This is a genomic window from Pseudoalteromonas sp. KJ63-1, from assembly GCF_055808145.1.
This window is the reverse complement of record NZ_JBVVRL010000002.1, coordinates 601514-622202: the sequence shown is the minus strand read 5'-3', so window position 1 is coordinate 622202 and position 20689 is coordinate 601514. Positions and strand designations below refer to the sequence as shown.

Genomic DNA, 20689 nt, shown 5'->3' with positions numbered 1-20689 from the left:
AAAACACATAATAATTTTTAAACTTGAATAATTTACTGTAAAATTCAGTAAAATTTTTTATCCATATTATACTTTTTTATTATTGCTGTAATTTTGGATAACTATGTTAAACAATTATTCTGTGCGTAACCGTTTAGCCGTGCTTGCATTGCTACCAATTATGATTTTTTTAATTACATCATTTTTTTCAATAAACACAATGGGAAGGTTAGTAGCAGGGATTGATAGTTTATACGACGACCGTGTCGTACCACTTAAGCAAATTAAACATGTGTCAGATAATTACGCTGTAAATATTGTTGATTTACTTCACAAGTATCGTGCTGACTCCATTACCAAACCAAAACTCTTAGCAAATATTAATGATGCTAGAAATACAGCTGATAAAGAATGGAAAGCTTACTTGAGCACAAAGCTAACAGCTGAAGAAAAGCGCTTGGTGGATAACGTTGAAAAGAAACTAAAGCCTGTGCTTATGCATTTGAATAATTTGATTGTAAGCATTAATAATGGTGAGTTTTCATCACTACCACAAAATAAATTTGTTTATGAGCTTTACCAATTATTTGATCCGCTTAGTGCCAGTTACCAGGCTTTAATTGATTTACAACTTAAAGAAGCGAGTGACTTTAGAGTCAAAGCTGATGAAAATTATAAATTAATAAAGTTAATAATGAGTGCCACGATCGCAATATTAATTTTACTATTACTGATTGTTGCCTACTTTATTTACTGCTCGATACAAAATCCATTAATGTCATTACGCGATACCATAACGAATATTGCAACCAATGCCGATTTAACAGCTCGTGCTAAGGTTCAGGGTAAAGACGAAATTGCAGATACCGCATCTAACTTTAATGATATGTTACTTCGGATCCAAGATTTAGTAAAAGATATGGCAGGAGCAACACTAACACTTGCTTCGGCAGCTGAAGAAATGAACTCTATTAGTATTCAAGTAGCCAGTACAGCAACCCAGCAAGAGCAACAATCAGCCATGATTGCAACTGCAATTACCCAAATGAGTAGTGCAATAGAGCAAGTTGCTCAAAACGCTCAAGTAACCTCTGACAAAGCTACAAATGCCGACATAAAAGCAGGTCAAGGGCAGCAAGCTGTTGCTGATAATATCGAGTCAATAAATACGCTTTCAACTTTGGTTAATACAAATACGCAGCTTATTACAGATCTAAATACACAAACCAATGATATAAACCAAGTTGTGATGATGATTCAAGGTGTGGCTGAGCAAACAAACTTGTTAGCTTTAAATGCAGCCATTGAAGCAGCAAGAGCTGGAGACTCTGGTCGTGGATTTGCCGTTGTAGCCGATGAAGTAAGGCAACTTGCCCACAACACTCAAAAAGCAACCGCTAGTATTAATGAAATGATTACAAAACTACAAGGTATGGCTCAGCAAGCAGTTAGTGCTATGAGTAACGCTGAAAGCAGTGCCAAAGAAAGTGTTGACCACGCTAATTATTCTTCACAGGTGCTCAGCGAAATTAACCAAGAAGTCACCGAAATTGCAGATATGAATACTCAAATATCAACCGCAACTCAAGAGCAAAAAATGGTCGCAAATGAGCTAAGCAGCAATATTAATGAGTTTAGCGCGAGTATTACTTCGGTTAGCGAAAGCTCGCAACAAAATGCTCAAGCATCGCAAGAGCTCGCACAGCTTGCGGCAATGCTACAAGGAAAAGTCAATGTATTTAAAGTTTAGGTGCTTTCATTTTGGGGCATGTTAGCGCTTATACTTTAAATAAAAACCTTATATGCCATCATTTAAAATTATTAAATGATGGCAACTTGGTTACTTTAAGCGCTAGTTTGATTAGACAATATACTTATCCAATCACTGGGGTTTGAGAGTATAAACTGATATGAGCTACCATCTTGCGTGAAAACCTCTATCGCATCAGCTGTTATTGGCACAAGGCCTGCGCCCTTGCCTTTACATTCAACCACTTTTAAAATTGTATCGCGGGAAATTGTGCATTGTTCTAACCCCAACTTTTCATTAAAAGGTTCAAAATTTAAGTCAGTTTGCGTGATCCAAAACTTTCCGTCGGCTTTCATAACTCCATTTTGAATGGTTGCCATTGTTGATTTAACAATTGTTGCTTGCATATTTTAATTCCTTTACACGTGTATATAATTTCAAATTGCTCAACTTCCATCTGTTTATTATTACAGCTAACTTTATAGCTCAAAGCAAGTTTATTTGTGCACTAACGTCACAAAGCAACCTATTAAATTTAAAAGTTACCCGCATATATTTACCTGCTTTAAACTTTGTGGAATAATCGCCTTCCTCTTAGGGGAGTAGCCCGCTCAGTAATGAGTAAACTTATCAACATAATTGCACCTTATGTGCATGGTAAGTTTGTAATGTTGTAGCAAGCGTTATCGGCGAGACCTAGGTAGACACTATCCTCATGGCGGGAGATAGCTGTTTGCCTTGGTTTAGTATTCCCGCCTGAAGATTATATTAATGGATATTTTTTTAACCTCTACCGTCACTGTTGCCCTTGCCGAAATTGGCGATAAAACTCAACTTCTATCGCTATTACTTGCGGCACGTTTTCATAATAAAATAGCGCTTATTTTAGGTATTCTTGCCGCTACTATAATCAATCATGGTTTATCTGCGTGGTTTGGTGATTGGTTAAGTAGTAATTTTGCTGTTGAATACTTACCTTGGGTAGTCAATATAAGCTTTATTGTTGTTGGCTTATGGCTGCTTATTCCCGATAAAGACGAAGACGTTAGCCACAAGTACGATCGTTATGGGGCATTTTTAATGGCTTTAATTTTATTTTTTATCGCTGAAATTGGCGACAAAACTCAAATAGCGACTGTATTATTGGGTGCACAATATCAATCCGTTTTGTGGGTAACAATTGGTACAACTCTTGGTATGATGATCGCAAATGTACCTGTTATTTATGCTGGTAAGGCATTACTAAAACGGATCCCGTTAAATACAGTAAGAGCTATTGCCGCCACTGTATTTGTATTACTAGGTGTTTATGGCTTAATAACCATGGTGTGATTAAGTAACCTACAACAAAAAACGCTTACCTAAAGTAAGTAAGTAAGCGTTTCAAAAAAGTATAAGTAGCCATCATAGAATAGAATGAGCCTCTTTTATGCTCGGTTAATACAATAGCACCCTTTTGTGTTGGCAATTAACAAAGATGAGTTAAAACCAGCCTGTAAATTACTTATCACGGTCTCTACAAACCCGCTACCTTGTGAACAAGCCAACCCTTCTGATAAAGGGCCTGCATAAACAAACTCACCATTTTTATCAATTAAAACTGCGGCTGGCGTTGCCGGAACCACTGACTTTAGTTGGCTATTGAGTTTAAATGTTTGTACCTCAACGCCCTGATTTTTCGCAAAGCGCTGTAAGGCTGATAAGTGCGGTTTAGCTTGTATGGTACAGCCACAATTATCTTCAGTGATAATAAGTAGTTGCGCACTATCTTTGTTCTGCCAAACAACGCGTTCTTTAAATTGCGAAAACCAGTTATGGCGCTCAAGCATTTTATTCTCATCAAAAGGCTTTAATTGACCAAGTTGAAAATACACTAAGCCCGACACCACAACCACAAACCACACACCAATCAATGCAAAAATAAAGTAGCGCTTATTAGTTAAATTTTGCAATACTTTGCTCTAATACATCGATACTGACATCAATCATTTGTACCTTAGCGGTAAGTTGATCAACAATTTTTCCGTCTTCATGTTGGCGTTGACGCATTTGATCTGTGCTTGTTGCAATCTGCTCAGTATTGCCAGCCTGTTCAGCAACTACTTGCGCAACTGAGTCAGAACTTGTGGATACGGCCTGTATTTGCTCGCTCATTGACGAGATATTCTCTTTCATGGTGGCACTAATTTTCGTAAGATCTACAACAAACTCAACACACTGATTCATAGATTGTGTTGAAGTACGGCTGTTATCCACTAAATCTGTTAATGTAGATGCTATTTTAGCTGTTGTTTTCTGGCTGTTATTCGCTAAAGAACGAACCTCATCTGCAACTACAGCAAAACCACGACCATGTTCACCGGCTCTAGCAGCTTCAATTGCGGCATTTAACGCTAGCAAATTAGTTTGATCAGCTATACCTGATATCTCATTCAATAAGCTTGTAATTACATCTCCAGCAGCCACTAAATGACTTAATTGCTCTTCGGTATTAGTTAATAACGTGAGCAACTCTTTACTCTTACTGTCTGTTTGTAACACTTCTTGTAAAGCAACATGGGCAGAGTCGGTAATATTGCTCACTTGCTGCTTTAAAATATCGCTTTCTTGCTCGACCAATTTAAAACCATGAGCAACTTGTGAACCTGAATTAGCTATATCATCAGTTTGTGTATTTCGGTGCTTAGCACTGTCTGCCAGCTCATCATGAACATTTATTAACTCTTGGGAGTTATTTTTTAATGAATCAGATTGCGTTTGCACCTGTTTTATCACGTCCGATAAGTATTCTAGTAGCGTGTTAAAACCTACCACGGCACTGCTATCTGTATCATCTGCTCGCATTGAAAGTTTTATTTGATTTGGGTCTTGCATTATTTGCTCTGTGGTATGACTTAACGACAAACCAGCTTGGCGTTCACGCTTTAATGTCACTGCAATAAAGCCAGCAACAAACGCTTCAACAATGGCATAGGCTGCATGAATAAGAACAGTTGAAAAAGCTAAACGATCAGGGTCGAAAACATAAAACCCAGTATTTTGAGTCTGCAGGTAGTAAAAAGATAAATGATGAATTGCCACAAACACAATAGCCGTAATAAAAACTCGCCATTCAACAAACATTATCAGCATGGCTAAGAAAATAAATATTTCGAAATGGACCTCAATAAGGCCATACGCTTGCTGAATATGCAAAAATGAAAACATCATGATTGCAGCAGCGACAACATGAGGTGTAACTTTACTTTCGGGTTGGGTTTTTAATAACCAAATAGGAAGCAAGCACAAGGGCAAGCCGACCAAAAACGCCTCTGTTAGTGTATCGAAATAAAGGCCGATACCAATAGACTCGACAAACAAAAAACAGAATATGATTGTAAACAACCGACTCACACTAGACATAAAAACCTTAATTAATTTTGTAATAAATTAAACACGCTGGTTGTTAGTATAGCCCTTAACAACTGGCAATTTTTTATTTTAAATCAAGCCGAACATTATCAATTAGGTTGATTTAAAATTTTTTTAGTGCGCTACTTAACAATTGATAGTATTTGTTTAAAAGTAGACGTCCCTGCTTTTTTTGTCCATTGGAATATTATTGTTTCAGCACATGATATTACTGCTCCTGCTTGACGAAGCTGCTCAACGGCAATGGCTTTGTGCTCTGCATTTCTTGAGGCTATTGCATCTGTAGCAACAGTCACTGCATAACCATGTTGTAATAAATCTAAACAAGTTTGTAATACACAAACATGCGCCTCTGTACCAATAACTACTACATGAGGGCGCTGCAATAGCGAAATAGTATCTAAGAAACCTTCTTCAGCACAGGCACTAAAGCTTAATTTTTCAATATACTGCGCGCTAGGTAAAGCTTGCTTTATTTTCTCATCACTTTCACCTAGCCCTTTTTTATAATGCTCTGTAATTATTGAAGGAATTTGATGAATAGCACTTGCATTTGCAAGTTGTAAAGCACACTCTAGAGTCGTATTAAATGAAGCGATGGCCGGTGCCAGTTTGCTTTGCAAATCGATGACTAAAAGCACGCTGTGCTCTGAGTTGATATTTTCTCTAAAATTCATATGGAGTCCTTTGACTTTTGCTAAACTGACTTTTAACACCCACAAAAAAGCAACAATTAATTCACACCCATGGTGCTTTTTGTAATTTTTGAATTAAACTCATGCTATATTACACCAATACTAAATACCAACCTTGTCGGCCAAAAAGGGTAAGTGCTTTTGAGTAAGTTTTTCTTCGTTGTTTACATATTTTTATTAGTTTGGATGCAACAGAGCTTTGCTTCACAAACTTACTCTGAACAACTACAACATATTTCTATCAATGAACAACTTTCGCAAAGCTTTGTAGTAAAATCTGTACAAGATGATATTGGTTATGTGTGGGTAGCCACTTCACAAGGCCTGTTTCGGTTCGACGGTTACCAGGTTACCCTCTACGAAAGCCCTACAGGTTTAAAAAATAATTATATAGTGAATATCTACAAAGCTAATAACGGTAAATTATTAGTTAGCACACAACTTGCTGGAAGTTATTTAATTGACCCAAACACATTAAATGCTGAACAAATATACTCAGGTCACTTAAACCAAGACCAAGAAAAATACTCTCCGGTTGTCGCAGTTGCTGAGCAACTTACACATTTTTATTTTTCTATTGATTCACACGTATACCAGTTTGATAAAAAAACAAATAAGTTATCTCTTGTCATATCTTTGCCCAATGAAAATATGTTTATCCGTGCGTTGTCACTTTACCAAAACACCTTATATATTGGTTCAGATCAGGGCCTATACGCTTATAACTCCGAAAGTAGCGAACGCCAACAAATAAAACTTAACGACACGAAAAAAGTTACTAATGATGGTAACAACGTAAAATTTCTGTCTATAGACGAGAAACTTGGATTGTTGGTTGGTACGGTTGAAGGAATGTATCGGATTGCTTTTGATGAAAATAAACATATAGATCCTGCAGCATTATCAACACTTATTAGTGATTATAATATTTGGGATTATGTAAACACACCCTATGGCGAATTTATTGCTACAGAAAGTGGTTTATTTGAGTTTGACAGAGCAACCTCGGAGCTCACTCATATTTTAAATTTTAAAGATAGTAGCTACAACATTACTGAAAACACAATCAACGATATTATGTTTGATGAATCTGGTTTGTTGTGGCTTAGTTCAAGAACTCATGGTGTATTAACATGGGCCGCACAAACAAAGAAATTCAAAAAAATCACCCTACCTGAAAATAATATTGTAAATGTTATATATCAAGATACACCGCAACTGCTCTGGATAGGCACTGACGACGGGCTTGTTCGTTATAACTCAAAAACAAAAACGAGTGATTTATTTTTACAATCTAAAGATAATAAAGCTGCTTATGGTTTATCTGCTATCGGAGATATTTACTCTGCCAAAAGTATAGGCAACAACTACCTTTGGTTAGTGACTTTTTTGGGCTTGAGCTTTTTAACAAAGAAACAGGCGCATTTGAACAAAACAAATTTATTACCGAGCATAATCTAAACACTGACTATTTATTTGGCCTTGCGCAGGTAGCACCCAATACATTTGCTTATATTAATAATGATAACTTCTATATTTTTGACGGTTACTCTGGTGAAAATAGAGTTATAAAAGGTCTAAAAGAGCAAGTATCTCCTTTACAGGCATACGCATTTCATACCCCATCAAAAGCTTACCCCGATGAATTGCTATTAAGTACATCTGACTCGCTTTATCGATATAATGAAGCAACCGGCACTTTAACTACAATTTTTAAATCTAAAACAGCAAAAAATAATCTTTTTCATACAGTAGAAAACTATTACTTAGATTCAAAACGTGAATTACTTTGGTTAGCAACCACACAAGAGGGCTTAATTGCCGTTAACACTAAAACTTACGAGCAAGTTCATACTTTTGATAAAAACAATTCATTAAACACTAACTCTATTTTCGAACTTATTGCTGATGATAATGATTTTTTATGGGTTAGTTCCGATAATGGGCTATATCGACTTAATTTAAATACGTTAAACATAACCACCTATACAATAAAAGACGGTTTAAGCAACAACCACTTTACTGCAATTGCTGCACTAAAATTACAAAATAATGAGCTCGTGTTTGGAAATCGTAGCGGTGTACTGCAGTTTGACCCTTATCAATTTAAAAGTGGCCAAAAAAACACCCAAAGTAAATTAGCGATCACAAATATTAATTTGTTTTCAGAGACGCTCAACTACTCGCCTGACAAATACCGTAATGAACCGTTAAAACTAAAGCATGATGATATGGGGTTGACGGTTAGATTTTCTAATTTTGATTATAACAATATAGGTAAAACCTACTACAAAGTAGAGCTGAATGGTCCGTCATCTTTAAGTTATAACGACTTAAAATCTAATCAGGTGTTTTTTACTAAATTACAACCAGGTGACTATGAGCTATCAGTGTCCACACAACAACGAAATGGGGTTATTACCAGCGAGCCCGTAGTGCTTAAGTTTAGTGTTGCATATGCTCCTTGGCAGTCTCCTATTGCCTACGCATGCTATTTCCTCGCAGTGACCATAATTCTGTTTTTATTTTTTTGGCAATACCGTAGCCGTAAAATGGCGATTGAACGCGCCCACCGTGCAGCTATTCACTCTAAAACTCAAACTGAATTAGCATTAAAGAGTAACAAGAGTGGCGTTTGGAACTACAGTTTTATAGACAATACTGTTAATACCGCCAGAGGAACGGAATTAGGTTACGAGAATTTATCGAAACGTATTGATATAAGCAGATTTTTTAATATTATGCATCCTGATGAACGCCGCAGAATACAAAGCAAGTGGGATGCATTTATAAAACAAACTCAACCACAAGACTGGCAAGCAACTTACCGATTACGCCACAAAGATGGTCATTGGTTATGGTTTCATGACCTTGGGCAAATTATTTATAATCAAGATAGCAAAAAGCCTGAATATGTATCTGGTATTTTTACTAATATTACCGAGCAGTTAGCAAACGAACAGCAAGCAAAAATACTTGGCGAAGCGTTTAGCCAAATCAATGACTTTTTACTTATTCTAGATGAAAACCTTGTACCTTTCTCAGCTAATAATAGCTTTATGGAGGTATTCTCTGATGATGGTGAAGAGGGAGCTGTTACTACTGAGCTATTTTTAAAAGCGATTGGGCAAACTAAATGCAAAGAATTTGCAACCACGTTAAAGGCATTGCAACCCAAAGAAAATTGGCGAACAAATGCCTATGTTAATACTACAAAAGCACAGCAACACCCTATTCATATAAGTGCCACTGCAGTCGCTAATGAAGAAGGTAAAGTTGGTTATTATGTAATTGTAATTACAGACTTAACCGAACAAAAACGTGCTGAAAATGAGTTACGTTATTTGGCCAACTATGATGCGTTAACTGGGCTACCTAATCGCAGCTTAATGAATCAAAAAATTGAAAATGCCATTACAAAGGCCGCTAAAAACGACTTACAATGTGCGGTTATATTTATAGATTTAGATAAATTCAAACCTGTGAATGATTCGTTTGGGCATGCAGTAGGCGACAAGTTACTGTGTAACATTACTGAACGAGTTGCCTTATACCTAGGTGACCACGCGACTTTTGGACGCCAAAGTGGTGATGAGTTTTTAGTCTTAATCGAGAACATTACTTCTATGTCTTCTCTGCAGCACACACTTAACGAAATGAGTAATGAGCTCGCAAGCAAAGTTATTATTGAAGACTTTTCTATTAATATATCTGCCAGTATTGGTATTGCCTTATATCCCCATGATGCATGCTCAACTGATGCTTTGATCCGTAATGCAGATATCGCTATGATGCATGCAAAACAAGCAGGTCGGAATGGATTTCAGTTTTTTAATGAAAAAATGAATGAGCAAATTAAACAAAAACTTATTCTTGAAAATGACTTAAAAGATGCCGCAAAAGATAACCAATTATTTAATCATTACCAACCCGTGGTTAATACAAAAGATAAAACAATAAGTGGTGTTGAGTTATTGATGCGTTGGGAAAACCAAGGAAAACTTATCTCTCCGGCTTTATTTATACCGGTGGCAGAAGAAACTGGCCTAATTGATATGCTTACTGAGCAAGCATTGCAACGTGCAATCACAGAGCTTGAGCCTATCCTTAGCGTAAACCCACTGTTTTATATTTCGTTAAATGTATCACCAAAGCATATTTTAAAGGCCAATATAACCGAGCGACTGAGCGCTATACTTGAGAAAGCCAGTATTAAACCACAGCAAATACGCCTAGAAATCACAGAAAACACGCTGTTAGAAGATAAGTACAAAGCAGCAAAACAACTTAAAAGTCTTCAAGCTGCAGGATTTAAACTATTTCTTGATGATTTTGGTACTGGCTATTCATCACTCACTTATTTGAGTCAATTTCCAATTAATGTAATAAAAATTGACCAAAGCTTTGTTAATAGTATTGGCATAGACAAAGGTGACGAGTCGATTATTAAAACTATTTACTCGCTTGCTGAAAACTTAGAGTTATATTGTATTGCTGAAGGGGTAGAGACGCGGGAACAACTAGACTTTTTAACAAACATAGGTTGCTATAAACTTCAGGGTTACTATTTTGCTCGCCCTATGAGTGCCAGCGATTTAATGAGCCCTGCATGCTTTGAGAAGATTATTGATTTAATCTAAACCTAAAGCGACTTAACCAAGTCGCTTTAGGTTAAACTTTTTAATGGATGTGCTTGCATTCATAGCTTTCGATTTGTAGCACACTGTTACGAACATTAAATTTATCTGCAAGTAGTTTGATTACTTTTAAACGACATTCTTCATCATGCTTTTCTATAGTGCAATGTTGCTTTAACACTACGTGAGCACCTACTATCACTTTTTTATTCTTACGAACAACGGTAACGTTATGCACATTTGCAACATGCTCCATGCTGGTTATTTCTGTTTCGATATCTTGGACTTCTGGCAACTTTGCTTTATTTGAGCGTAGCCCTTTAATGCAACTAATTATCACCTTAATTCCCGTAAACAGTACAAATGATGCGATTAACATACTCGATAAAATATCAATCACATTCCAGCCTGTAATATAAATAAGAACACCGGCAACAAAAGTGGAAACAGTCGAGATTAAATCAAAAAACGAATGTAAAAATACCGCATACACATTAATACTGGCTTTACGACCTTTATATAATACCCACGCTGCCGCACCATGAAATAAAAAACCAATAGCAGCAATCACCGACATTAAATAACTATTTATGATCAGCTCATGTCCACCTTTGTGATCCATAAAGCGCTCAGCTCCCTCAAATAAAATAAGTAAACTGATAGCGAGATATAAAATGCCGTTGATCAGACCGCCGATTAATTCAGCTTTTTGATGGCCGTCGTTATAAGTTTTAGCCAAATGAATAGCAAAGCTTGAGGCTATAAGTGCTATAAATAGTGAGCTGTTATGAACAAATAAGTGGCCGGCATCAGCAAGAACAGCCAGTGAATTAGCATAATAAGCACCTATAAGCTGAATCACCATAAACGAACAGGTAATTGCAAGTGCAATTAATAGACGGCGACGGGAGGCGTGGTGTGTAGTTATTTCTGTCATGAAATATAAAAGGCCTTTACTGAAAACAAAGTAAGCTAATGAAATAAAGCAAATTAGAAAGTGCGAAATGATATACAGTCACAATTGTAATACGAAGACCAATTAAACGCACTAAAAACTTAGTAAAATGCAAAGAACTGTACTAAATATAAAGAGACATATATTATTAATAATTAAAAGATTTGGCGAGTTCTGCCTGTATAATTGCGGAGAAATCAGTGAGTCATGACTCAGACAAAATAATTTGGCAGGTTTTTAATCTTATTAATTTAGCCGTGATTGTTTATGATGATAAAAACCAAAACTACACATTAAATCAGCATGCCAAAACGTTACTCAAAATAGAGGATGAAAGTGCTGTTAAAAAAGATGCTTTTAGCAATGTTGTGCTACGCGACTTTAGTAATGATGAAATTGTCAGTATTAAGCAGTTATTTTCTTCTAACATAACAACCGTTTTATTAGATTCTGAACCCACTTCACAGCTGTTAAATATTGATCATTCTGTAATTGATGGCTCTATATCTATGCTCACTTTAGAGCAAGATCATTCACTCTCAGAGCAATACAACTTTGATCATATTATCTCCAAAATCTCTACCAAACTTATTGATATACAAAACGATAATATAGACCAACAAATTAACTTTGCCCTCAAAGCCATCGGCACCGTATTAAAGGCTGACCGTAGTTATTTATTTGAATTTAACACCGATGACGAAACTATCACCAATACTCACGAATGGGTCAATCAGGGTATTGTTGCTTGCAAAGACAGACTGCAAAACATACCAAAAGTAGAACTCCCCTATTTTTTTGAGGTAATGAATGAGAACCATCTATTTCAAGTAGATGATATTGAGCTATTACCTACTAAAGCTGATGCTGAAAAAGCAGAGTTTAAAGAGCAAAGTATTCAGTCGGTTTTATGCATAGGCCTTCGTTTCGATGAGGAACTGGTAGGCTTCATCGGCTGTGATTGCGTTAAAACTAAGCGCCATTGGAGCAAAATTGATTTGATTAGAATAAAGCTCGTAGGTGAAATCATCAATAATGCCCTCAAGAATATTAACTATAAAAAAAAGCTGCAGTTAACCCAACAGCAATTAATTAACGCCAACACTAAGCTCAATAAATTAGCGAATACCGATGCACTTACTGATATTGCAAACCGTCGCTTTTTCGATAGCACTCTCAACAGTGAAATTAAGCGTTGTGCAAGACATAATCAGCCTATTAGTTTGATTATGTGTGACATCGATTTCTTTAAACGCTATAACGATAACTATGGTCACCAAAAAGGTGATGACACATTAAAACAAGTGGCGCGCGCTTTAAAAAGCGTATGTAAACGTGAGGGTGATATAGTGGCTCGGTATGGAGGTGAAGAATTTACAATTATTTTGCCGGCCTCGAATAAAGAACAATGCCAAAAGTTTACTATACTGATACAGCAAAAAATTAAAGCGTTAAATATTCCCCATGAATTTTCTTCTGTTACTCCTCATATCACAATGAGCTTTGGGTATTTTACCACTTACCCAAACGCTAACACTAATATGCAAACGATAATAAAAAATGCCGACATTGCTTTATACAAAGCCAAAAAAGCAGGCAGAAATCAAATATGTTCTTTTGAATAATCTATTCTTAATGGCCTACTTTCTGTTTTTATAGAACAAACTAAAAACTAATGATAATCTGTAGATCGTTGAAATTATAAACACCACGCAGTTTTTGGACTGAATGTAATTAACAAGGAAATACCCTATGGATCCCATCGCAGAAATTATAAATATTGTTTTTACCGTTGAAGCGTTTTTACTAGTTTTTGTTTTAGTACTATTAAAAAGTAGTGTTAAATTTGTGCCACAAAACCGAGCATGGTTAATTGAGCGTTTTGGTAAATACCAATCAACTAAAGAAGCGGGCTTAAATTTCATTGTGCCTTTTATTGATCGTATTGCTGCTGATCGAAGCTTAAAAGAACAAGCTCAAGATGTGCCCTCGCAATCAGCAATTACCAAAGATAATATTTCGTTATCAGTTGATGGTGTATTGTACTTTCGTGTGCTCGACCCATATAAAGCAACTTACGGAGTCGATGATTACGTATTTGCAGTAACGCAGCTATCACAAACCACGATGCGTTCTGAACTGGGTAAAATGGAGCTTGATAAAACATTTGAAGAACGTGATGTACTCAATACTAATATCGTAACCTCTATTAACCAAGCAGCTGAGCCTTGGGGTATTCAAGTTTTACGTTATGAAATAAAAGATATTGTGCCCCCACAATCAGTGATGGAAGCGATGGAAGCGCAAATGAAAGCTGAACGTGTTAAACGTGCACAAATTTTAGAATCAGAGGGTGATCGTCAATCAAATATCAATGTTGCCGAGGGCAAAAAACAGGCTCAGGTTCTAGGCGCTGAAGGGGAAAAAGCTGAACAGATTCTGCGCGCAGAGGGTGAAGCTAAAGCTATTATTGCGGTTGCAGAAGCGCAAGCCGATGCACTGCGTAAAGTAGGTGAAGCTGCTGATACTGAGCAAGGTCAAAAAGCGATTCAACTCGATTTAGCAACAAAAGCCATTGCCGCTAAAGAAGCTATCGCGAAAGAGTCATCAGTTGTTTTATTGCCCGATAGCGCCACTGATGCAAGCTCATTAGTTGCACAAGGCATGTCAATTATTAACTCACTAAATCAAAAGCAAAAACTTTAACCTGTTAAGGATAAATAATGACGCTTATTACTAACAACTTACCTGAAGCACTGATGATTTTAGGCGTGCTTGCGCTCATTATCGAAGTGGCTGTGTTAGGTATGTCTACCTTTATATTATTATTTTTAGGTATGTCTTTGTTTGCCAGCGGTTTATTGATGAACTTTAATTTGTTAGATGACTCTCTAACTACCGCACTGTGGAGTAACACGCTTATTACAGCTGGATTTGCGCTATTTTTATGGAAACCATTAAAGCGTATGCAAAACCAAGTAGATAAAAAAGGTGTACAGAGCGACTTCGCTGAGCTTGATTTTGTGTTAGCTGACGATGTTGATGAAAACGGACACACTACGCACCTTTATTCAGGAATTAGTTGGAAGTTGAAAAGTAAACAACCAATCCCTGCGGGTACACATGTTAAGGTTGTAAAAAAAGAAGTAGGCACTATGTGGGTTGAAGCCAAATAGAACTACATTAGATAAAAAGGGCAGTAATACTTTATTACCGCCCTTTTTAATATTATGATCATTCATTTTACACAAACTTAATTCTAACTAAGCTGCTTGCTAAGAATTAATAGAGTAGCAACGGATTCAGGCTTTTTATCAAGTGTGAGTTTTCGCCAGCATTTTTTAGCCACTTTTTCTATTTCCCCAACCGCCTACAGAAAACAACTTAAAACTAATGAATCAAAGTAAAAAGATGCTCGCACAGTTCAAGTACACTTGTTAGCATGAGCGTATTGTCAAAGGATGGAAGTTAATATGAGCAATAGCCAACATGCATTAGTGGTAGAGGGTGGTGCCATGCGCGGTATTTTTGCCGCTGGCGTGCTAGATGAGTTTTTAGCACAACAATATCAACCTTTTACCAGCTATTTTGGTGTATCTGCTGGTGCTACAAATGTTGCTGCGTATTTATGTAAACAAGCAACTCGAAACTACAAAGTGATTACTGATTATTCCTGTAGGCCTGAATTTATTAACCTTTCCCGATTTGTTAAAGGTGGTCACTTGTTTGACCTAGACTGGCTTTGGCAAGAGACCATACGTGAAATTCCGTTGAATAAAGACGAATTCTCGCAATCTCCTCACGACTTTTACATTGTTGCAACAGCAATCGAGTCTGGGCAAGCTCATTACTTACAAGCAACAGGCAGCGAAATGGTAGAGCAATTAAAAGCCTCTTGCGCTATACCCTTTGCTTATCGGGATTACCCAACAATAAACGGGATTGCCATGACCGATGGTGGCGTAGCAGATCCTATTCCGGTAAAAAAAGCTTATGAGATGGGGGCATCAGAGATAACGGTTATCCTTTCTCAATCTTTAGGCTATCGTAAAAAAGATTACAAAGTACCGTGGTTAACTAAGCGACTCTATAAAGATAACCCTGCACTTGCACAGGCCACTATTCAGCGCTCTAAAAACTATAATGCCAGTATTGATTTTTTGTATAATCCTCCCTCAGATTGCAAAATAAATATTATTGCTCCACCAGCAGAGTTTAAAGTCGGCCGCACCACTAAAAATCTGGCTATACTCAATTCAGGCTATAAAATGGGCATAAGTAAAGCTAAAACGTACTTGGATAACTCTCGATTTGCTAAGGAACGACCATAAGCGATAAAATCGATCCAGAAGAGGTCGACGATGTTATAAACCTAAATATAAAACCAACTCAACCTATAAATTGTTAAGTCAGCAAGTTAATGTAATAAAGAACGATGTATTAATCGTCTTGTTGTCAAAAAAAGATTAAAGTTAGGCATGTTTCTTGCATTAACTCTGTGTACACACCAAATAAATTAAGGGGTTTTGTGAATTTTCTTCGATGCTTTCATAATATAGTCTCAGATCAACAACTAAGCTTTGATCAAAAAATTGCAGACTTACTTGCTTTTGGGCTCGATGTTTTTCAGCTCGATTTAGCTATTATTAGCCGCGTAAAAAATGATTCATACACTGTTTTGCATGCCATTACCCCTGACAATTCTCTTGCTATTGGCACTGAGTTTGAGTTAAACGGCACCTATTGCACCCATACCTTGTCGGCCAACTCTGCATTGGCATTTCATAATGCGTCGCAAAGTAGTATTGCCAATCACCCATGCTATATTAATTTTCAATTAGAAGCGTACATTGGTGCGCCTATACGAATAGGCCAAGAGGTATTTGGCACTGTTAACCTTTCATCAGCTCAAGAATGCGCTCCTTTTAGCGATGAAGCTTATGATTATATTGAATTATTAGCACAGTGGTTAGGCTCTGAATTTGCGCGCAATCAGGATAAAGCTAATCTTACCAAAAATAGTGACTCTTTATTAAAGCTAGAAAACGTAGCAAATATAGGCACATGGGAAGTCGACTTAATAGAAAATACCATTTTCTGGAGTCAACAAACTCGACGTATTCATCAAGCCGAAGAAGGCTTTACTCCTGATATGAATACCGCTGTAGAGTTTTACAAAGCGGGCAAAAGTCGAGATAGCATTAATAAAGCGGTAGAAAATGCGGTATCTAAGGGTGAAAAATGGCACTTAGAGCTGGAAATAATTACCGCTAAACAGCAAAATATTTGGGTGTCGACTTTTGGTGAAGCCGAGTTTAATAATGGCCAATGTGTACGGTTATTTGGCACTTTTCAAGATATAACTGAAGCCGTTAAGTTACGCGAAGAGTTAAAACAAAAAAAAGCACTTGCTGAGCAGCTATTAAAAGATAGAAGTATACTATTTGCAAAAATTAGCCACGAGCTACGCACTCCGCTCAATGGCATTACGGGTATGTTAGCCACACTCATTGATGAACACGATTATGATAAGCGGGCAGAAAAAATTAAAGTCGCCCTTCGAAGCGCTGATATTTTATTGAATATTATCAATGAAGTGCTCGATTTTTCGAAAATAAATCATGGTGAATTAAAGCTGGAACCCCATCACTCCCTACTTAAAACGGTATTTACCGATTTAGTTTCTTTATATTCGGTATTGTTTAGCAATAAAAACATTGAACTGCTAGCCACAAACAACATTGCTAATGATGTTTGGGTATACTGCGATACCTCTCGATTAAGCCAAATTGTATCTAATTTACTGAGTAACGCGCTAAAATTTACAGAGCATGGATCTGTTTCTCTCGATTCACAGTTAGCATTAGATACAAAACACCCTTTACTTACCATTAAAATAACCGACACAGGTCGCGGCATGAGTAAAGCGTATTTAAACTCATTATTTAAGCCTTTTACCCAAGAGGTTGATGCTAACAACAATAAAGGTGGCACTGGGCTGGGCTTAGCCATAGTTAAAGAGCTCGTTGGTTTTATGAATGGCAAAATTGAGGTAACCAGTGAGGTTAACGTGGGCACGTGTTTTACCTTAACTATCCCGATTGAACTTGGTAAACAACAAATACAAACACCTAGCCTTAAATCTATTAATAATCACAGTAATAAGTTATCTGTTTTGGTGGTTGATGATAACGAAATAAATCGTCTGGTATTAGAAGCGGCGCTGGATAAGTTTAATATAAAGTCAGACTTTGCTATAGACGGCCAAGATGCCCTGTTAAAATGCAAGCAAAAGCATTTTGACCTTATTTTTATGGACTGCATCATGCCTATCATGGATGGTTTCGAGGCCACTAAGCAACTAAAAGCACAAGGTATTTGTGACCCGCAAGAAACTTATATTGTGGCGTTAACTGCCAATGCATCCTCACAAGATAAACTAAACTGCCAGCAAGCAGGCATGGAAATGTTTATAGCCAAACCGTTTAAGCTTCCAGCGATAGAAGAAGCAATTACAAATACACTAAAAAGACTGGGCTTAGCCACATTATAACAATAAGTGTCACCTAGATTAACTTGCACTAAAAACACAAAGGATCATTATGACAAATAAAATCATTGGTATTGTACTTATTGTTATTGGGGTAGCGCTTGGTATGTGGGGTTATGATGTTTACGATTCTGCAGCTTCACAAGTTACCCGCGCATTAAACGGCGAAACCCCTGTAGAAGCATGGCTAGGTTTTATTGGCGGGGCAGTTTGTATTTTAGTGGGTATTACCCGACTTAAATAGCACACAAAAAAGCCGCCTTTGGAGAGGGCGGCTTGGGTGAACAAACAGCTATGGGTGAGAGCTGTTTTATCAAGAGACTTTAAGCTAAAACTATTAAGCAGCGTTTTGCTCTGCATCGGGTGTTTGGCGAATTAAGTAGTCAAAAGCTCCTAAGCTCGCAGTTGCTCCGGCGCCCATAGCAATAATAATTTGCTTAAATGGCGTATTGGTCGCATCGCCCGCACCGTATATACCCGGTAACGACGTTGCACCTTTAGCATCAATGAGTATTTCACCAAATTGACTAAGTTCAAGGTCACTCTCTTTTAACCATTCGGTATTTGGTATCAAACCAATTTGTACAAATATACCGGCTAAAGCTAGCTCCTTACTTTCTCCAGAAACACGATCGGTATAATTCAGGCCTGTCACTTTATTACCATCACCGAGTACTTCAGTTGTTTGTGCATTTTTAATAATAGTAATGTTTTTCAGACTATTAGCTTTACGAATAAGCACTTCGTCGGCACGTAACGTGTCGGCAAATTCAAGCACCGTTACATGCTCTACGATGTTAGCTAAATCAATAGCCGCTTCAATACCTGAGTTACCGCCGCCTATTACAGCAACAGGTTTGCCTTTAAATAACGGACCATCACAATGCGGACAATAAGCAACACCATGACCTTTATATTGCTGCTCGCCAGGTACGTTCATTTCTCGCCAGCGTGCACCGGTTGCTAATACGAGTGATTTTGCTTGTAATACAGCGCCATTTTCCAAAGTAATGTCATAGCCATTACTCCCTTTTTGCAGGTTTGCAGCGCGTTGGTTGTGCATTACATCAACATCATATTCTTTAACATGCTCTTCAAGCTGGGCCACCATTTTTGGTCCTTCGGTTGCTTTTACCGAAATAAAGTTTTCAATAGCCAATGTGTCAGCGACCTGCCCGCCAAAACGATCAGCAACCACCCCCGTATTTAGCCCTTTACGTGCAGAATAAATAGCTGCCGATGCGCCCGCAGGGCCGCCGCCTACAACGAGAACATCAAACACTGATTTTTCATTCAATGCTTTAGCTTGGCGCTCTGCACCTTTGCTATCAACTTTATTTAAAATATCGGTTAGGCTCATTGCCCCTTGGCTAAAAGGTTCTCCGTTTAAGTAAACAGCGGGTACAGCCAATATATTTCGCTGCTCGACTTCATCTTGGAACAATGCACCATCAATCATGGTGGCAGATATTTTGCTATTTGTAGCAGCCATAGTATTAAGTGCCTGAACCACTTGCGGACAGGTTTGGCAACTCAAACTGATATACACTTCAAAGTTTAGTTCTTGATCAAGTGATTGTATTTGCTCAATATCATCTTGGCTGGCTTTACTTGGGTGTCCGCCTGTGTGCAATAGCGCAAGTACTAAACTAGTAAATTCATGACCCATAGGTACCCCTGCAAAGGTAATATGAGTATTTTTTTGTGGCGAATGCACCACCATTGAAGGTCTGCGTGCCGCAGAATCTGGATTGTTACTCACACTAAACTTATCGCTTAGTGATGCTAAATCATTCGCTAAAATTTCTACTTCTGTTGATTTTTTGCTGTCATCCAAGGCGATAAGTAGCTCAACAGGCTGAGTCAGCGATTCAAAATGGCTTTTTAATTGGTTCTTTATGTTGTTGTCTAACATGGCTTAGCCCCTTACGGAAAAATAAAACAGCAGAACCCCCATGCCATCAGTGCATGTGCGAATTTTAGAAAAGAGTGATGGCGTGGGAGAGCGCCCAGTGAGCCAAGTAGGCTCACTGGTATTAGAGTCATGTTCTACTCTAAATTTAGTGAAGGTAAAGTTTAAATCTTACCAACTAGGTCTAGTGAAGGTGCTAATGTGTCTTCACCTGGCTGCCAAGATGCAGGACATACTTCACCGTCATGCGTGGCAATGTATTGTGCGGCTTGTACTTTACGAACAAGTTCTTTAGCACTACGACCAATACCTAAATCATGCGTTTCAACAACTTTGATTTCGCCCTCTGGGTTCATTACAAATGTACCGCGAAGTGCTAAACCATCATCTTCAATCATTACACCAAAGTTACGTGTAATTCGTCCTGTTGGGTCGCCAATCATTGGGTAAGTGATTTTACCGATAGTGTCTGACGTGTCATGCCATGCTTTATGAGTAAAGTGAGTATCTGTTGATACCGAGTAAACCTCTACGCCCATTTCTTGTAACTGTGCGTAATAATCTGCAAGGTCACCTAATTCAGTTGGGCATACAAATGTGAAATCTGCAGGGTAAAAGAAAAAGATAGACCACTTACCTAATACGTCTTTTTCAGTGAGTTCTACAAAGTCACCATTGTGGTAAGCTGTTGCATTGAAAGGTTGTAATTTTGTGTTAATCAATGAAGTGCTCATAGTATTCCTCATTTATGTTTAGTGTATTTAAAAAGTTAACGCCTTGTGCGTTGGCTTGGTTAATAC

15 protein-coding genes and 1 pseudogene are annotated in these 20689 nt (G+C 37.5%); 9 read left to right on the top strand and 7 right to left on the bottom strand.

Features of this window, described 5'->3' with window-relative positions:
- The first annotated feature begins 103 nt into the window (after positions 1-103).
- Positions 104-1729 (top strand): methyl-accepting chemotaxis protein, encoded by a 1626-nt coding sequence (locus AC0L7Q_RS19125; RefSeq protein WP_409425769.1) that lies wholly within the window; start codon positions 104-106, stop codon positions 1727-1729.
- Positions 1730-1824: 95 nt separating this feature from the next.
- On the opposite strand, the gene AC0L7Q_RS19120 is transcribed toward AC0L7Q_RS19125, so the two are convergent.
- Complete coding sequence (locus AC0L7Q_RS19120; protein ID WP_409425768.1) at positions 1825-2136, bottom strand: hypothetical protein; 312 nt, start codon at positions 2134-2136, stop codon at positions 1825-1827.
- Positions 2137-2500: 364 nt separating this feature from the next.
- Between AC0L7Q_RS19120 and AC0L7Q_RS19115 the strand changes: the two genes are divergently transcribed.
- The gene (locus tag AC0L7Q_RS19115; protein ID WP_413403054.1) at positions 2501-3061 is read left to right on the top strand and encodes a TMEM165/GDT1 family protein; all 561 of its coding nucleotides are present in this window, start codon (positions 2501-2503) and stop codon (positions 3059-3061) included.
- Positions 3062-3156: 95 nt separating this feature from the next.
- Here AC0L7Q_RS19115 and AC0L7Q_RS19110 read toward each other — a convergent pair whose 3' ends face one another.
- The 3 genes from AC0L7Q_RS19110 to AC0L7Q_RS19100 all read right to left on the bottom strand — a co-directional run bounded on the left by AC0L7Q_RS19110 (position 3157) and on the right by AC0L7Q_RS19100 (position 5817).
- The gene (locus tag AC0L7Q_RS19110) at positions 3157-3681 is read right to left on the bottom strand and encodes a DUF6436 domain-containing protein (protein WP_409425766.1); all 525 of its coding nucleotides are present in this window, start codon (positions 3679-3681) and stop codon (positions 3157-3159) included.
- Entirely contained in the window at positions 3665-5131 is a 1467-nt protein-coding gene (locus AC0L7Q_RS19105; RefSeq protein WP_413403052.1) for a methyl-accepting chemotaxis protein, read from the bottom strand. The genes AC0L7Q_RS19110 and AC0L7Q_RS19105 overlap by 17 nt, the downstream gene beginning before the upstream one ends.
- A gap of 131 nt (positions 5132-5262) precedes the next feature.
- Complete coding sequence (locus tag AC0L7Q_RS19100) at positions 5263-5817, bottom strand: isochorismatase family protein (RefSeq protein ID WP_409425764.1); 555 nt, start codon at positions 5815-5817, stop codon at positions 5263-5265.
- Between the two features lie 159 nt (positions 5818-5976).
- Between AC0L7Q_RS19100 and AC0L7Q_RS19095 the strand changes: the two are divergent.
- A pseudogene (locus AC0L7Q_RS19095) lies at positions 5977-10475 on the top strand (EAL domain-containing protein).
- Between the two features lie 40 nt (positions 10476-10515).
- Here the strand turns inward: AC0L7Q_RS19095 and AC0L7Q_RS19090 are convergent.
- Entirely contained in the window at positions 10516-11409 is an 894-nt protein-coding gene (locus AC0L7Q_RS19090) for a cation diffusion facilitator family transporter (RefSeq protein WP_413403048.1), read from the bottom strand.
- Between the two features lie 218 nt (positions 11410-11627).
- Here AC0L7Q_RS19090 and AC0L7Q_RS19085 point away from each other — a divergent pair, with 218 nt between their 5' ends.
- From AC0L7Q_RS19085 to AC0L7Q_RS19060, 6 genes are all read left to right on the top strand, one after another.
- Entirely contained in the window at positions 11628-13052 is a 1425-nt protein-coding gene (locus AC0L7Q_RS19085; protein ID WP_409425762.1) for a sensor domain-containing diguanylate cyclase, read from the top strand.
- Positions 13053-13179: 127 nt separating this feature from the next.
- Positions 13180-14133 (top strand): SPFH domain-containing protein, encoded by a 954-nt coding sequence (locus AC0L7Q_RS19080; RefSeq protein WP_409425761.1) that lies wholly within the window; start codon positions 13180-13182, stop codon positions 14131-14133.
- 17 nt (positions 14134-14150) lie between these two features.
- Positions 14151-14603, top strand: coding sequence for an NfeD family protein (locus AC0L7Q_RS19075; protein ID WP_409425760.1), 453 nt, complete (start codon positions 14151-14153; stop codon positions 14601-14603).
- Positions 14604-14900: 297 nt separating this feature from the next.
- On the top strand, positions 14901-15758 hold the full coding sequence (locus AC0L7Q_RS19070) for a patatin-like phospholipase family protein (RefSeq protein WP_413403045.1): 858 nt from the start codon (positions 14901-14903) through the stop codon (positions 15756-15758).
- Positions 15759-15955: 197 nt separating this feature from the next.
- Positions 15956-17980 carry a hybrid sensor histidine kinase/response regulator gene (locus AC0L7Q_RS19065; protein WP_409425758.1) on the top strand — a complete coding sequence of 675 codons (2025 nt, stop codon included), beginning with the start codon at positions 15956-15958 and terminating at the stop codon, positions 17978-17980.
- 49 nt (positions 17981-18029) lie between these two features.
- Entirely contained in the window at positions 18030-18221 is a 192-nt protein-coding gene (locus AC0L7Q_RS19060) for a DUF3185 family protein (protein WP_131692170.1), read from the top strand.
- Positions 18222-18314: 93 nt separating this feature from the next.
- Here the strand turns inward: AC0L7Q_RS19060 and ahpF are convergent, their stop codons facing one another.
- Both ahpF and ahpC read right to left on the bottom strand, forming a co-directional pair.
- Positions 18315-19892 (bottom strand): alkyl hydroperoxide reductase subunit F, encoded by a 1578-nt coding sequence (gene ahpF, locus AC0L7Q_RS19055; protein WP_413403042.1) that lies wholly within the window; start codon positions 19890-19892, stop codon positions 18315-18317.
- Positions 19893-20053: 161 nt separating this feature from the next.
- A complete protein-coding gene (gene ahpC, locus AC0L7Q_RS19050; RefSeq protein ID WP_413403040.1) occupies positions 20054-20623 on the bottom strand; it encodes an alkyl hydroperoxide reductase subunit C in 570 nt (189 codons plus the stop codon).
- Positions 20624-20689 lie beyond the last annotated feature (66 nt).